The sequence below is a fragment of the Arthrobacter sp. JUb119 genome, from assembly GCF_024807995.1.
Lineage (GTDB): Bacteria > Actinomycetota > Actinomycetes > Actinomycetales > Micrococcaceae > Glutamicibacter.
On record NZ_JANUFE010000001.1, the window covers coordinates 1,291,608 to 1,306,681 of the forward strand.

13 protein-coding genes and 1 pseudogene are annotated in these 15,074 nt (G+C 63.3%); 7 read left to right on the top strand and 7 right to left on the bottom strand.

The features are described 5' to 3' along the window. Window positions 1-15: 15 nt before the first annotated feature. The 4 genes from M2368_RS05985 (at window position 16) to M2368_RS06000 (ending at window position 4,247) form a co-directional block, all read left to right on the top strand. The gene (locus M2368_RS05985) at window positions 16-1,245 is read left to right on the top strand and encodes a CaiB/BaiF CoA transferase family protein (protein WP_332488669.1); all 1,230 of its coding nucleotides are present in this window, start codon (window positions 16-18) and stop codon (window positions 1,243-1,245) included. Next, window positions 1,242-2,750, top strand: a complete 1,509-nt coding sequence (locus tag M2368_RS05990; RefSeq protein WP_498724179.1) for a carboxyl transferase domain-containing protein — start codon at window positions 1,242-1,244, stop codon at window positions 2,748-2,750. Before M2368_RS05985 ends, M2368_RS05990 begins: the two co-directional genes overlap by 4 nt. A gap of 187 nt (window positions 2,751-2,937) precedes the next feature. Then, on the top strand, window positions 2,938-3,384 hold the full coding sequence (locus M2368_RS05995; protein WP_181148970.1) for an HD domain-containing protein: 447 nt from the start codon (window positions 2,938-2,940) through the stop codon (window positions 3,382-3,384). Window positions 3,385-3,584: 200 nt separating this feature from the next. After that, a complete protein-coding gene (locus tag M2368_RS06000) occupies window positions 3,585-4,247 on the top strand; it encodes a phosphoribosyltransferase (RefSeq protein ID WP_105661069.1) in 663 nt (220 codons plus the stop codon). A gap of 68 nt (window positions 4,248-4,315) precedes the next feature. Here M2368_RS06000 and M2368_RS06005 read toward each other — a convergent pair whose 3' ends face one another. Both M2368_RS06005 and M2368_RS06010 read right to left on the bottom strand, forming a co-directional pair. Continuing rightward, on the bottom strand, window positions 4,316-5,308 hold the full coding sequence (locus M2368_RS06005) for an NAD(P)-dependent oxidoreductase (RefSeq protein ID WP_105661068.1): 993 nt from the start codon (window positions 5,306-5,308) through the stop codon (window positions 4,316-4,318). A 10-nt stretch (window positions 5,309-5,318) separates the two neighbouring features. Then, the gene (locus M2368_RS06010) at window positions 5,319-6,413 is read right to left on the bottom strand and encodes an isocitrate/isopropylmalate dehydrogenase family protein (protein ID WP_105661067.1); all 1,095 of its coding nucleotides are present in this window, start codon (window positions 6,411-6,413) and stop codon (window positions 5,319-5,321) included. A 210-nt stretch (window positions 6,414-6,623) separates the two neighbouring features. Between M2368_RS06010 and M2368_RS06015 the strand changes: the two genes are divergently transcribed. Beyond that, window positions 6,624-7,268 (top strand): IclR family transcriptional regulator, encoded by a 645-nt coding sequence (locus tag M2368_RS06015; protein WP_105661066.1) that lies wholly within the window; start codon window positions 6,624-6,626, stop codon window positions 7,266-7,268. Between the two features lie 81 nt (window positions 7,269-7,349). Here the strand turns inward: M2368_RS06015 and M2368_RS06020 are convergent, their stop codons facing one another. The 5 genes from M2368_RS06020 to M2368_RS06040 form a co-directional block, all read right to left on the bottom strand. Next, a complete protein-coding gene (locus M2368_RS06020; protein WP_105661065.1) occupies window positions 7,350-8,753 on the bottom strand; it encodes a 2-hydroxycarboxylate transporter family protein in 1,404 nt (467 codons plus the stop codon). A gap of 93 nt (window positions 8,754-8,846) precedes the next feature. After that, complete coding sequence (locus M2368_RS06025) at window positions 8,847-9,728, bottom strand: hydroxymethylglutaryl-CoA lyase (RefSeq protein ID WP_286134517.1); 882 nt, start codon at window positions 9,726-9,728, stop codon at window positions 8,847-8,849. Continuing rightward, a complete protein-coding gene (locus tag M2368_RS06030) occupies window positions 9,725-10,960 on the bottom strand; it encodes a CaiB/BaiF CoA transferase family protein (protein ID WP_498724181.1) in 1,236 nt (411 codons plus the stop codon). Before M2368_RS06030 ends, M2368_RS06025 begins: the two co-directional genes overlap by 4 nt. Before the next feature lie 310 nt (window positions 10,961-11,270). Continuing rightward, window positions 11,271-12,515 carry an MFS transporter gene (locus M2368_RS06035; protein WP_498724182.1) on the bottom strand — a complete coding sequence of 415 codons (1,245 nt, stop codon included), beginning with the start codon at window positions 12,513-12,515 and terminating at the stop codon, window positions 11,271-11,273. Between the two features lie 27 nt (window positions 12,516-12,542). After that, window positions 12,543-12,908: an ArsR/SmtB family transcription factor gene (locus M2368_RS06040; protein ID WP_105658020.1), complete on the bottom strand. Its 366-nt coding sequence runs from the start codon at window positions 12,906-12,908 to the stop codon at window positions 12,543-12,545. Window positions 12,909-12,991: 83 nt separating this feature from the next. On the opposite strand from M2368_RS06040, the gene M2368_RS06045 reads away from it, so the two are divergent. Both M2368_RS06045 and M2368_RS06050 read left to right on the top strand, forming a co-directional pair. Further along, window positions 12,992-14,632 (top strand): ABC-F family ATP-binding cassette domain-containing protein, encoded by a 1,641-nt coding sequence (locus M2368_RS06045; RefSeq protein ID WP_498724183.1) that lies wholly within the window; start codon window positions 12,992-12,994, stop codon window positions 14,630-14,632. 127 nt (window positions 14,633-14,759) lie between these two features. Next, window positions 14,760-15,074 (top strand): annotated as a pseudogene (locus M2368_RS06050) (acyl-CoA desaturase); the annotation flags it as partial.

The following is a 15,074-nucleotide window of genomic DNA, read 5'->3' on the forward strand; positions in this document are numbered from 1 at the left end:
CCTAGGAGGTATCTCTTGAGCTCGATTACAGTCCAACCCGAAGAAACCCTGGCCACCGGCACCGGCCCCCTGAGCGGCTACGTGGTCCTTGACCTGACCCGTGCACTGGCCGGGCCTCATGCCGGAATGATGATGGGCGACCTGGGTGCCAAGGTCATCAAGATCGAAGCGATGGGCACCGGGGACGACACCCGCGGCTGGGGCCCACCCTTCGTCGGGCCGGAAGACAACCGGCAGGCCACCTACTTCCTGTCATGCAATCGCAACAAGCAGTCTGTTGCGCTGAACCTGAAGGATTCCGCGCACCAAGCCAAGCTGGCCGACCTGGTCAGGAACTCTGATGTGCTCATGGAGAACTTCCGCACCGGCGTGCTGGACCGGCTCGGCTTCAGCGTCGAGGTGCTCCATGAATTGAATCCGCGGCTGGTGATCCTGTCCATTACCGGCTTCGGGCACGACGGCCCCGAATCCCACCGCAGCGGCTACGACCAGATCCTGCAGGGCGAGGCCGGGCTGATGTCCATTACCGGCTCCGGCCCGGAGGATCCGCAGAAGGTCGGGGTGCCCATCGCGGATCTGCTCTCGGGGATGTATGGAGCGTACGGGGCGCTGGCAGCGCTGCTGGAACGCGAAAGGACCGGTCGCGGCCAAGTGGTCCGCACCTCCCTGCTGGCCTCGATCATCGGGGTCCATGCCTTCCAGGGCACCCGGCAGACCGTGGCCGGGGAGAATCCCCAAGCCATCGGCAACCACCATCCCTCCATTGCACCCTACGGCCTGTATTCCTGTGCCGATGGGAAAGTGCAGATCAGCATCGGCAGCGAAAAGCTCTGGCAGGCCTTCGCCTCCCGGTTCGGCTTGCCCGCCGGGGATCCCCGCTTTGCCAGCAACTCCCAGCGCGTGGAGAACCGCGCGGCGCTCAATGAGCTAATCGAACGGGCTTTTAGCGCATACGATGCGGCGCAGCTGCTCAACTCCCTTGACGCAGCCGGCATTCCAGCGGGAAAGGTGCGCTCCATCGAGGAGGTCTATGACTGGGACCAGGTCCAATCCCAAGGGCTCATCGTGGAGGTGGAGCACGAAGTGCTCGGCAGGGTCAGCCTGCCCGGCCCTCCCCTGCGTTTCTTCGATGCCGCCACCAGCAAGGAGACCACCCGCAAGGCGCATACCGCTCCGCCCCTGCTCAATGCAGATGCAGCGGACGTGGACCGCTGGCTCGAAGAGCGGAAGGAAGACCAGTCATGAGCACCAGAACCCAACGGATTGACGCGTCGGCGCTACTGTCCATCGTCTTGGATGAAGACTCCTTCGAGTCCTGGGACAGCCAGCCGCAGCAGCCCGAGCTCAGCGAATCCTATGCGGCCGACCTCGATGCCGCCCGCGCAAAAAGCGGCACCGATGAATCGGTGCTCACGGGCAAGGGGCTGATCCAGGGCCGCGAAGTGGCGGTGATCGTCTCGGAATTCAACTTCCTGGCCGGTTCCATCGGGCAGGCTGCCGTGAAGCGCATTGTCGCGGCCATCGAGCGCGCAACGGCGGCCGGACTGCCGCTGCTGGCGGGGCCCGCTTCCGGGGGCACCCGCATGCAGGAAGGCACCTTGGCCTTCCTGGGGATGGTCGCCATCACCGATGCGGTCCGCCGGCACAAGGCGGCAGGACTTCCCTATCTGGTCTACCTGCGCCATCCCACCACCGGCGGTGTCATGGCCTCCTGGGGCTCTTTGGGGCACATCACCGTTGCCGAGCCAGGGGCGCTGCTGGGTTTCCTGGGTCCACGGGTCTACCAGGCACTCTACGGACAGGACTTCCCGGAGGGCGTCCAGGTCTCGGAGAACCTGTTCCGCAAGGGCTTGATCGACGCGGTTGTCCCGCCGCAGGACCTTCCGCAGCTAGTGGACCGGGCACTGCAGATCCTGCAGCCGGTACGAGATTCCGGCGCTTTCCCGGCACCGGTGGGCAGCATCTCGTGCAGTGCGGACGAGGACGCCTGGCGCTCTGTGCAAGCCAGCCGGAACCCGCGCCGACCGGACACCCGGATGCTGCTGGCCTCAGCTGACGACGCGCTGCCCTTGAACGGAACCGGACAGGGAGAGAAAGACCCCGGGCTGATGCTGGCGTTGGCGCGGTTCGCAGGACAGCGCTGCGTGGTGCTCGGCCAGCAGCGGCCGCGGCACCCGGACACGGCCAGCCTCGGGCCCGCCTCGCTGCGCGAGGCCCGCCGCGGGATGCAACTGGCCCAGGAACTCGGCCTGCCGCTGGTCACCATCATCGACACCACCGGCGCCGAGCTCTCGGTGCAGGCAGAGGAAGGCGGGTTGGCCGGAGAGATTGCCCGTTCGCTCAGCGAATTGATCGGCTTGCGGTCCCCCTCGGTGTCGGTGCTCCTCGGACAGGGTACCGGCGGCGCCGCACTGGCGCTGCTGCCGGCGGACCGGACCATCGCAGCCCGCAATTCCTGGCTCTCGCCGTTGCCACCCGAGGGCGCCAGCGCCATCATGCACCGCAGTACCAGCCATGCCCCGGATATGGCCCGCCAGCAGAAGATCGGCGTTGCTTCGCTGTGCGCCTTTGGCCTGGTGGACCACGTGGTGGACGAGTTCGACGACGCTGCCACCCGGCCGCGCGAGTTCTGCCAGGAACTCGGAACGGCTATTGCTGCGGAAATCTCCCTGGCCCTTGCCATTCCCGAAGCAGATCGGTTGGAGCGCCGGCAGAAAAAGTTCCAGAACTTGGGACAAGCCTCCAGCTAGTTCCGCACTGGGACACCGGGCCGGTCCGGCAACGGCTGCTGGACCGGCCCTTGGCTCGGCTGCCCTCGCCGGGCCGGCCGGCTGCACCCTGCAGGCACGTGGAAGTTCAAGGATCAGGCTACCTCCCCAAATGCCGGCCGCCCTGCGTAGAGTGGGACTCGACAGGAACTACCCAGCGAGGCGGACTATGCGCGAGCGCAAATCGATGATCGATACGGCCAAGGACATCGCGTCCGGCGCCCACGAAGGACAGGTCGACAAGCTCGGCGCCGCGTATATCGGGCATCCGGCACGAGTGGCCGGGCACGCCCGCGACCTCGGCGGTTCGCCAGAAGCCATCGCAGCCGCCTGGTTGCATGATGTGATCGAGGATTGCGACGTGAGCGCGGCGGACCTGCGTGCCGCAGGCATTCCCGACACGGTCATCGTGGCGGTGGAACTGCTGAGCAAGCGGCCCGGGCAGAGCCTGGAAGAATATTGCGCCGGGGTACGCGGCAATGCGCTGGCCTTGCTGGTCAAGGAAGCGGACCTGGCCGATAACACCGACCCGGAACGCACAAGCCAGCTGGATCAGGCTACCCGGCAGCGGCTGGCCAAGAAATACCAGCGCACCCGGTCCCTCCTGGGTCTCTAGCAGCGCCCGGAATCCTGGGTCCAACCCGGGTCTGCCCGGAAATAGTTCCTGGCCATAAACATTCAAGCTCCCCGCCACGCACGGCCAGCACTTCTTCGCCGGCATCCGGTGGCGGCACCTGATCACCGCGCAGAACTCGGAATGCTGGATATTTCCCGCAGCCCCCTTGCAATCGGGCGCCATTGGGCAAGACTTGGACTATGGCAACAGGCAGAAGCACAGTGTTCGAAAACCGCAGCCATGCCGGCGCCGCGCTGGGCATGAAGCTGTCCACCCTGCTGCCCGCCGGCGAATACACCGTGCTGGGTTTGCTGCGCGGCGGAGTGCCCATCGCCCATGAAGTGGCCAAGGCCCTCGGGGCCACACTGGGCGCGGTGGCAGTGCGCAAGCTCGGGGTGCCGCGCAATCCCGAACTGGCATTCGGCGCCATTGCCCGGTACGGGATTAGCAGCGCTCGCCACATCAACGAGGCGATCTACCGCCGGGCTCTGCAGTATTTCGGCAAGGACGAACTCGAATCCCTGGAACGCGGCACCGGTGCCGACCTGCTGGCTCTGGCCAGCACCTTCAAGGACTACTGCCCCGATCTGGCCGAGCGCGACCTGCTGCTTTGCGATGACGGAATGGCCACGGGCGCCACGATGAAGGCCGCGCTGGATCTTATCCAGGACCTGGATCCCGCCTCCATCACGCTGGCAGTTCCGGTGGCTTCGCCTGGAACGGCTGCCGAATTGGCACCCCGGGTCAATGGCATCTGCCAACTGCTCACCCCGGAAAATTTCACTGCCGTCGGAGCCTTCTACGAGGACTTCGGGCAAGTGGGCCAGGACCAGGTCCTGGAAATGCTGCGCTCCGCGCGGTGAGGTCCCAGGACCTAGTCAGCCAAACCGGTCTTCCTGTTCAGGATAGACAGGCCTGGCCAACCGGCGGATCAACCTACGGCACCGCTTATCGGGACGCGCCTGGTTTCGGTGACGACCCCAAGAGGAACTTCTGAGCGCAAAACGGCATCGATGTTGTCCCAAACTGTGGCCAGCCTCCGCTGCACATTCTCCCAGCCCACCCCCGCCATATGGGGCGTGCAGATCACCGAGTCCAGGCTCAATAGCTCGCTGCCCAGTTCCAGCGGCTCCAGTTCGAAGACATCCAGCCCGGCACCGGCAATGCTCCCGGTGCGCAAGGCGTCAATCAATGCCTCTTCATCGATGACCTCGCCGCGACCGACATTGACCAGCACGGCGGACGCCTTCATCATGGCCAGTTCCTCGCGTCCAATGAGCTTGCCGGTCCCCTGATTCAGCGGAAGGCTTACGCAGACAACATCGGATTCGCGCATCAAAGTCTCCAATGACACCGCCCGTGCCGAGATCAGCTCGGACACTGTCAGCGGGATCTGGGCAGTGTCGTAGTAGACGACGTTGGCACCGAAGCCATGGTGCACCACCTTGCCAACCCAACGCCCAATATTTCCCAGGCCTACGATTCCCACGGTCTTGCCATACAGTTCCGCATAGGAGGCTTCATCCAGGTCCTGGCGCCATTTGCCCTCGCGCAAAAGCTGCATCGAGGACGGAATACGGCGCAACAAGTTAAGGATCAGGCTCACCGCGTGCTCGGCCACCGAGATCGAATGGGTTTTCATTTGCGCCACGGGAATGCCCAGGTCGTTGAGCACCCCCAACGGCAGCTGGCCGTAACCCGAGCTCATGTACTGGATGAACTTCGCGCGGGTGGCTGCACGGAAGACTTCTTCGGGGACCTCGATGCCCGAAATGATGAAGTCTGCGTCAGCTGCCTCGGCTACCAGCTCCTCCACGCTGGTGCCAGCTGGCAATACCACCAGCTCGAACCCTTCGGGAGTCGATGCTTTCAGGCCGTCGATGTAGTCATTTAATGGGTTGATGAATAGGACTTTCCAGGTCATGATTATCCTTTCAGGATCCGGCCGGGATACTTGCGGAGGCTTGCAGGGCGCGGAGTACCGCGTCGGTCACTTCCCCGGTGCTGGCATTCCCGCCCAGATCGGCCGAGCGCGGACCGGTGGCGAGCACCTCTTGGACAGCGGAGTTAATGCTGCGTGCAGCGCAGACGAGCGCTTCATCCTCGCGTTTTTCTCCCAGCCAGTCGAGCATCATGGCGGCAGAGAGGATCATTGCTGTGGGATTGGCCTTGCCAGTGCCGGCGATATCCGGCGCGCTGCCATGCGACGGCTGGAAGACCCCGTGGGTCCGGCTCACATCAGCCGAAGGTGCCACGCCCAGTCCGCCAACTAGACCGGCGGCAATTTCCGAAGTGATGTCGCCGAAAATGTTCTCGCTGACGATCACGTCAAACCGCCCCGGATCAGTCACCATGTACATCGAACCGGCGTCAATATAGTACTTGCTGCTATCGATGTCGGTATTCTTCGCTGCGACTTCGTCGAAGACCTTTTCCATCAGCACGTTGCTGCGCAGGGCGTTGGACTTATGCAGCAGGGTCACCCGGCCGGGGGTACCGCGCTTGCGGCGGGACCGGGCCTGGTCGAAGGCCTCAGCAAAGAGCGTTTCACAGGTCGCCCGCGTGATGGTCATCCGGTCGGTGGCTTCCACATCGCTGGGTTCATGCTTGTCGTGCAGACCTGCGAACATGCCCTCGGAGGTCTCACGGATCACCAGCATGTCTATGTTCTCAGCCCGTACCGCGTTCGGAACACCCTTGAAGAGCTTGACCGGACGCAGGCTGGCGAACAGCTTGTAGTGGGCGCGCATCTCGACCTGCGCTCCAAGTTCCAGGCCTTCTTCGTCTCGCACGTCGGGCAGCCCCATGGCCCCGAAGAGCACTGCGTCGCTCTTTCCAATCTCGTCCATGTCGGCAGCGGTGATCTTGCGCCCGGTGCGCCGGTACAGGTCAGCTGAGAAATCGTAGGTGACGTAGTCAAGGGTGAACCCGAACTGCTCCTGGACCTCTCCGAGCAACTTCAGCGCCGAGTCGACGACTTCCGGCCCGATCCCGTCACCGGGAATGACCGTAATCCTGTAATTGGCCATGACGACCTCCTGATATTCCTATGTAGTGGGATTCAATTGCTATTCAGCGGGAATACAATATCAGTACGTATCGAGGATCACTAGACCCCAGGGCAGTATTCATTACTGGCCAGCGAAATCCACTTCCCATACAGTAGGAATCACTGATTCAATCCCCGAGCACCGACCACGCCACCGCCCGTTTACCCGTTACCCTGAAAGGCCCGCTCCATGACTGAACCCACGACCAATCGGCAGCTGGAACGCATCTGCCAGCTCCTCGACGCGCTCGAATTCGGTGATGCAACGGCCAGCGAGCTGGCCCGCCAAACCGGACTGTCCACTTCCACCGCCCACCGGCTGGCACTGAGCCTAGTCGAGTACGACTTCCTCAAGCGCGAGCCGTCGGGCAACTACAGCCTGGGGAGGCGGTTCGTGCGCAGCCGGCTTGAACTGGTCGGACTCGGACACCTCACCGAACTGCGCGATGCGACCGGTGAGACGGCGCAACTATGGATTCGCCGCGGCGATCATCGGGTTTGCATCAGCTCCGTGGATTCCCGGCACGAATTGAAGGCGACCTTGCCCCCAGGAGCAAGCCTCGCCCTGCCGCATGGTTCCAGCGGACGGCTGCTGGCCTTCGACCAGGAGGCCATGGCCTCGATCGAAAGCCACGGCTGGGTGGAATCCGTGGGGCTGCGCACTCCCGGGCTGGGATCGGTGAGCGCACCGGTACTCCAGAGTGATCACATCATTGCTTCGATCTGCCTGGCCATGCCGCTCTCGCGATGCGAAGTCTCCCCCGGCACCGATCACGGCCAGCTGGTAGCGGGCACCGCAGCGAGGATCTCCGCGGCCTTCAGCGACCAGAGGTAGCGCCACCCCGGCAATCACCAAAAGGATCCGGCCCCGCCATCGATGCGTGGACCGGATCCTTGGCGAGCACGCCGCGGTTCGCTAGCCCATGAATGGCACCAGCAGTGTAGTCAAGAAGAGCACGAAGGCCCCTCCGATGCGGTTGGAAAGGGCCGCGAACGGCATCAGGTGCATGCGCTCCGACGCGCTGAGTACCGACACGTCGCCCGAACCGCCGGTGTCGGCCATGACCAGGCCCGGGGTGATGGCCGCTTCGACGAAGTTGAACTTCAGCAGCCAGCCCACAATTCCGGCGCTCAGTCCGGCGATCAGCACGGTAATGACCACCAGCACGATGAACATCGGGTCGCCCAGCGAAGCCAAGACCTCGTTGATGTCGATGTAGGAAATGCTCACGCCCACCAGCAGCGCCGGGACCAGCACCGAGGTGATCATCTCGCCCCAGTCGGTGGTGGCTTCCTCGATATCCTTGGGCAGCAACCCGAAGATCTTCAGCGCGGCCACGACGATGATCATCCAGGCGTAGGGATGCAGGAATGCGAAGAACCCGCCGAGCAGTTCCCCCAGCACGTAGAGCCCTGCCGTCAGCACCAGTCCCTTGCCCAAGGTGAGGAAACTCGCCATGGTGCGCTTGGGCGGGTTGGACAGCTCCTTGCTGGTTCCCTTCACGCGCATCAGGTCGCCGTTGCCGCTGAAGCCGATAAACAGCTGCTTGCGCTTGCCCAGTCCGTTGAGGATTCCGGCGAAGAGGATGCAGAAGACATTGGCGACGACCACAGCCGACATCAGGTCGCCCATGAATGCCGAGGAATCCTGCCCGGTCTGGGCGCCGTACATTTCGCTCATCGGCACCGCCCCCAGGCCCAGGCCGCCAGCCATGATCGGGGCCGCTACGGTGAGCATCGCGTTCCAGAAACCGAATCCTGCTACGGCTCCGATCAGTCCGATTGCAGCAAAGGAGATCAGGATGCAGGAAACCAGCGGGATCGCGAAGCGCGGACCTGCCTTGAGCAGCAGGGCGCGCGGCGCGCCGAGGATCGAGCCGGCGATCACCGCGGCCACGAAGAAGTCAAGGAACCCGTGGGTGGTGATGAAGTCAGTGACCACGGTAATGATCGCCTCCGGCATGAACCCGTAGAACATCACCAGCGCCGGGACGAAGGTGCACAGGATCGTCGGCAGCCCGAAGTCACGGACTATCGGGAACAGGTTGCCGAACCAGATCAGCAGGCCGCCCAGCAGCATCGCGACGGCGAAGCCTGGCAACATGCCGCCGGGAAGCTTGCCGGTCACGGCTGCGATGAGCACTACTGCGGCCATGGTCAGGTAAAGCCAGATCGGCAGGCCCGAGATGGCGAAGTGCCGGGGGTTGGCGTGGTGGGCGCCCTTGGGCAGCTGGGCCTTTTCGTTCAGCCGCCGCAGAAGGTCTTGGTCTTCACCCTGGATGGAACGCGGAAGCTGGGCTTCCTGGTTGGTCTTTGACATCGTATTCTCCCGATGTTTCGTGGCTTGCAAGGCTACCGGCGTCTTTGCGCGGAAGGCCGTTGCATGGCCAGCCGTGAAGGCAGGCCTGGTTGCCTAGTGGATGGAGAGGGAATCTGTTTGGACAGGTGGTGCGTTGGAGATCGTTGCGCGGGCCAGATCGGTGGCCTTTGCGAGCCCTGAAGGATCAATTCCTGTGATGTGCCCTTCGGCGTGCAGAAAATCCACGAGCTCTTCTGTGGACAGGTTTCCTGCCGCGCCCGGAGCGAATGGGCAGCCCCCATAGCCGCCCAGTGCGGCATCGAAGCGGGTAATGCCCGCATCGATGGCCAATTTCACCGTGTCCAGGGCCAGGCCGTGGGCATTGTGCAGGTGCAACGAGTAGGCCAGGTCGGGTTCAGCGTCCTGGATGTGCTTCACGCTGTCGATCAGGCGTTGCGGTGGCGTGGTTCCGAGGGTGTCAGCCAGCCCGATGTCCGTGATGCCCATGGACTTGAAGGCGCGTACCAGTTGCAGGAGACGAGAGGGGTCGATCTCGCCCTCGTAGGGGCAGGTGAAGGCGGTGGAGATCCCGGCGTGGAATCCGGTTTCCGGGTGGGCTGCGACATCGCCCGCGAGCGAGGCCAGTGACTTCTCGATGCCAGCACCGGCGTTGGCATTGCTGTGCGCCTGGCTGGCCGACGCCACCACCTGGACTTCGCGCGCTCCGGCAGCTGCCGCCCGGGCGATGCCCTGGCCGTTCAGGGCCAGGACCGTGAAACGCACCCTGGATTCCATGGACAGCGCGGACAACACGTCGCTGGCGTCGGCCATTTGCGGCACGCGCTTCGGGTTGACGAATGACGCGATCTCCATGCGCTCGACACCTGCGTCCATGGTGGCTCGGGCGATCTTCACCTTGTCGGCCGTAGAAACGATGACCGGTTCGTCCTGCAATCCGTCACGCAAGAACACGTCGGTGATTTCGATCCGCATCATTTCACCGCCTTGTTGCCCATGGCCCGGATCTGCCCTTCATCGAAGCCAGCCAGGTCCTTGAGGACTTCCTCTGTATGCTCCCCCAGGTCCGGGCCGACCCACTTGACCTCGCCCTGGTGGCCGGGAATCCTTGGCACCACGCCCGGGAAGCGGATCAGTTCGGGCTCCTGGTCGACCTTCACTTCGTGGGTCTCGATCATGCCGCGGGCAAGGTAGTGCTCGTCCTGGGCGATGGAGGCAGCGTCGTAGACCGGAGCCGCCGGAACCCCGGCCGCATCCAACGCGTCGAGCACCTGCGGCAGCGGCAGGGATCCGGTGAATGCCTCGATGGCTCCGTTGAGCTCTGCCTCGCGGGAACCGCGAGCCTCGGTGGTTAAAAGGGACTGGTCGTTGGCCAGGTCCTCGCGCCCGACAGCGCGCATCAACCTGGTGAATACCGAGTTGGAGTTCCCTCCGATAACCACCTCCAGGCCATCCTGGCAAGTATAGGAGCCGGTAGGCACCACTCCTGGAAGCCGGCCGCCGGTACGCTCGCGGACCATGCCGTAGGCATCGTAGTCCGGGACCAGTGATTCGAGCAGCGAGAAGACACCTTCGTACAGTGCCACATCGACGACGTTCTGCTCCTGGTTGCTCCCTCCCTTGGCCTTGTTGAACATCAGCATCAAGGCGCCGATGACTCCGTAGAGACCTGCGACGGTATCACCCAAGGAGGCGGCGGCCCGTCCTGCGGGACGGTCGGGTTCGCCGGTGATGTAGCGCAATCCGGCAAATGATTCAGCAGAACTGCCGAATCCGGCGCGGTCCTTATAGGGTCCAGTCTGACCGTAGCCCGAGATACGCACGATCACCAGTTCAGGGTTGATTACACTGAGCACCTCAGGGCCAAGCCCCCACTTTTCCAAAGTGCCAGGACGGAAATTCTCGATCAGCACATCTGTGGTCCTGATGATTTCCTTAATTGCCCTCGCACCTAGCTCGCTGCGCAAATCGAGCTCGACAGATTTCTTGTTGCGCGCGATAGTGCGGAAGAGCATGGAGGTTTCACCGCGGGCCTTGCGCCAGTCGCGCAGTTCATCTCCCCCATCAGGTCGCTCGATCTTGATTACTTCAGCGCCGAAATCGCCAAAGATCCGGGCAGCGAAGGGAGCAGCAATGAAGTTTCCAAGTTCCAGCACGCGCACGCCTGCTAACGGAAGGTTGTTCTCGCCGAGGTTCAGCTGATCGTCCATCAGAATGACCCCTTTTCATGTTAATCTGAAGGTAAGTGTTCCCACTGAATGGGATCGGAATCCCTTTTAGCGGTAAGACTGTAGCAAGTGAGCCACAACACAGCAAGAACTTTTTGAAATAAGTGGATTCATCTCACCGTCCCGCGAGACACGGCAACCATCCTGTCATCGGCGCCCGTGCCTCGCCAGCTAGTAATTGGCCGACCGGCGGTGGCAGGATGAGCGCACCGCTCCGCCGCTGCACGGTACTTGGAACACGATCCACCGGCCTGTTGCCGTGCAGCCGCGCATAAATCCCGAAGACGACAGCTCAAGAATTGGCGTTGGGTATCGGATCAGCCTGGTGCGCCGAAACCGTTTCCGGGCGCCACGAGGCAAATGCCAGCACCGTACCGACCACTCCGATGCCGACCAGGACCAGAGCCGCACCCCACAGGCGGATCGAAGCGCCCAGGGCGCCGGCCACCGGATAGGTCAGCAAGAAGCATGCATGGGACAAGGAAAATTGCGCGGCAAAAACACCGGGGCGGTTTTGCTCGGTGCTGTTGCGGCGCAGCAGCCTCGACGAGGGCGTGAGGATAGTTGCGGTCGCCGCACCCAGGGCCAGCCACAGGCCAAGGAGCCCGGCCCATTGGCCAGAACCCTCGCCCCAGCCGATCACAGCGGCACCGACGAACAGCAGCAGCGGCACCATCACGGCGCCTGCGAGCATCACGCTGCGGTCTTCGAATCGCTCCAGCAACCCCGGCATGCCCAGTGCCACCGCCATCGAACCTGCACCGTATGCTCCGAGCAGCAGCGCCACATCCACCTGCGAACGGCCCAGATCCCCCTTCACCAGCACCACTGTGTTGACGATGACCATGGCGGAGATCGCGGCGACCACCAGATTCAGCGCCATCAGGCTGCGCAGTTCCGGTGCCGCCCAGAATGCCCGGGTTCCCCCGGTGAGGCGATGGAAGAAGAGCGACTTCTGGGGCGGCGGGATCGCCGGGAAGCGCGTCGCGGCAACAAGCAGAGCAGACGCGGCAAAGCCGAGCACGGTCCCGGCGAAGAGGTTGTGGTAACTGGTGACGGTCAGCAGCGCGGCCGCCATCATCGGGCTGGCCAACGACTCCATGTCATAGGCCAGCCGCGACAGCGACAAGGCCCGGGTGTAATCCCGCTCATCGGGCAGGATCGAGGGAATGACCGCTTGGGACGCGGGGGTGAAGGTCGCCGATGCTGATTGCAGTACGAAAATCAGCACATAGATCTGCCACGCTTCGCTGGCGAATGGGAGGCAGAGCGCCACTAGTCCACGAATGATGTTGGACCCGATGAGCACGGGTTTGCGCGGAATATGGGAAACCAGGGCATTGGCCACAGGAGCAACGGCCACATAGGCGACCATCTTCACAGTCAAAGCCAGCCCAAGCACTAATCCCGCGTTGCTGCCGGCAATATCGAAAGCCAGCAGGCCCAGGGCAACGGTAAGCAGGCCCGTGCCCAGCAGCGCAATCATCTGGGCGCTGAAAAGCTTGGCGTACGCCTGGTCCCTGAGTACTGCGAGCATCTTTGCCGACTCCCGTATCTTTTGCCGCTAGCCTTGCGGGGCTTCGTGGTGCAGCGGCAGCTGTCCGTTGGATACCGAATGCTCCGCCTGCTTGATCGCTTCGCTGACCAGACGCGCCGGGTGCTCATCGGTGAGGCTGTACAGGACCTTGGTTCCGTCCTGGCGCGTGGTCACCATGCGCGCCATGCGCAAACGGGCCAGGTGCTGGGATACCCCCGAAGGGCTCTTCTCGACCAGTTCCGCGAGCGCGTTGACCGAGAGCTCACCGGCACGGCGCAGATGCAGCACAATCCGGATCCGGGTGGCATCGGACAGCAAGCCGAAGACTTCCGCGGCCAGCTCCACGAAATCCGAGGAAGGATCCGGAGCATAAATCTTATTATCTGCATGCATGCTAATAGACTAATACTCTCGCCCGGTATTGCCTAGGGCACACCGGAAATATTCCGCGTCCGACTGGAACTAGAATTGGAGCCATGACTGCAACGCTCGTGGCCAAGGACCTGACTGGCGGCCACGCCCACCGAACCCTCTTCTCGAATCTGAACTTCACCGCCGCACCCGGTGATGTCTACGGCGTAGTGGGTGCCAACGGCGCTGGCAAGTCCACATTGCTCTCGCTGCTTGCCGGGGCCGCGGCCCCGCAGGCCGGAACGGTAAGCACCGCCCCGGATTCTGCGTTCATCGGCTGGATGCCCCAGGAACACGACCGCATTCCAGGTGAAACCATCACCGCGTATTTGGCCCGCCGCACCGGTTGCGCCGCCGCCACCACCGCCATGGAATCCACCGCCGAAGAACTTGGCAGCGGCAAGCCCGGTGCGGACGACGCCTACACCGCTGCATTCGACCACTGGATGGCCTGTGGCGCCATGGATCTGGAAGACCGCATCCCCGAGGTGCTGGCCAAGCTCGGTTTCACCCTCCCGGTAGAAACCGAGATGACTGCCCTGTCCGGCGGCCAGGTAGCCCGCGTGGCTCTGGCAGCCCTGCTGCTCTCCCGCTTCGATGCGGTGCTGCTCGATGAACCGACCAATGATCTCGATCTCGAGGGCCTGGAGCATTTGGAGCATTTCATCAATTCCCTGCGCGCGCCGGTGATCCTGGTATCGCATGACCGCGAGTTCCTCTCCCGCTGCACCACCGGCATCATCGAATTGGACCTGGCCCAGAACCAGGTAGCCACCTATGAAGGCGGCTACGACTCGTACCTTGCCGAACGGGCCATCAACCGCACCCATGCCCGTGAGGCCTACGAGCAGTTCGAGAACCAGAAAGCCGATCTGGTCTCCCGCGCCCGCACCCAGCGCGAATGGTCCTCGCAAGGCGTGCGCAACGCCATGCGCAAGGCGCCGGACAACGACAAGATCCGCCGCCGGGCCAACTCCGAGTCCTCGGAAAAGCAGGCCGCCAAGGTGCGCCAGATGGAATCGCGCATCGCCCGGCTCGACGAAGTGGCCGAACCGCGCAAGGAATGGGTCCTGCAGTTCTCCATCGCCGCGGCTGAGCGCGGGTCCTCGGTGATGTGCACGCTCAACGAGGCCTCGGTATCCCACGGGGACTACGCTTTCGGACCGGTTTCGGTGCAGGTCAACGCCGGGGACCGGATTGGCATCACCGGCCCGAACGGAGCAGGCAAGTCGACCTTGCTGAACCTGCTGCTGGGCAAGCTGGCCCCGCACAGCGGCTCGGCATCCCTGGGCAGTTCGGTGAATATCGGAGAAATCGACCAGGCGCGCACCCAGCTGCCCGGCGACCTGCCACTGGGCGAAGCCTTCGAATTGGAAGTGCCCGAGTACTCCGCCGCGGAGGTGCGCACCCTGCTTGCCAAGTTCGGCTTGAAGGCCGACCAGTCCTCGGCCCTGGTGGATTCGCTCTCCCCCGGCGAGCGAACCCGCGCATCCATGGCGCTGCTCCAGGCCCGCGGGGTGAACCTGCTGGTGCTCGATGAGCCGACCAACCACCTGGACGTACCGGCCATCGAACAGCTCGAAGAAGCCCTGGAAGCGTACACCGGAGCACTGCTGCTGGTCACCCATGATCGGCGCTTGCTGGAGAATGTGCGACTGGACGCCCGATGGGAAGTTGCACAGGGTCAACTAACGGCCCATTTCTAGGGCCTCACTTGGGCACTTATTGCACTGGCAAGTTCACAGCTATCCAACGTAGGATTGGCACTATGGGAGCCGAGTTTTTCAGTTCTTTCGACTGCGAGGTCGACGCCTAGTACCCAAGGATATTTTCTTGAGCAGCACTGCAACACTCCATCCCCAAGGGCCAACGGTCAAGCCGGGCGACCCCAAGAGCTTCTTCCACGTCAAGAAGCTGGTCACCGAAGCTGGACTGGTCGGCCGCCGCCGCGGGCACTATCTCGGGTTGGGCATCGTGCTGACGGTGCTGCTAGCCGGCACCGTTACCGGTTTCATCCTCCTGGGAGACAGCTGGTTCCAGTTGCTGATGGCCACAGCCTTGGGCCTGCTGCTCACCCAATTCGCGTTCCTGGCGCACGAGGCGGCACACCGCCAGATCCTGGCTTCGCACAAGCGCAATGACAAGCTG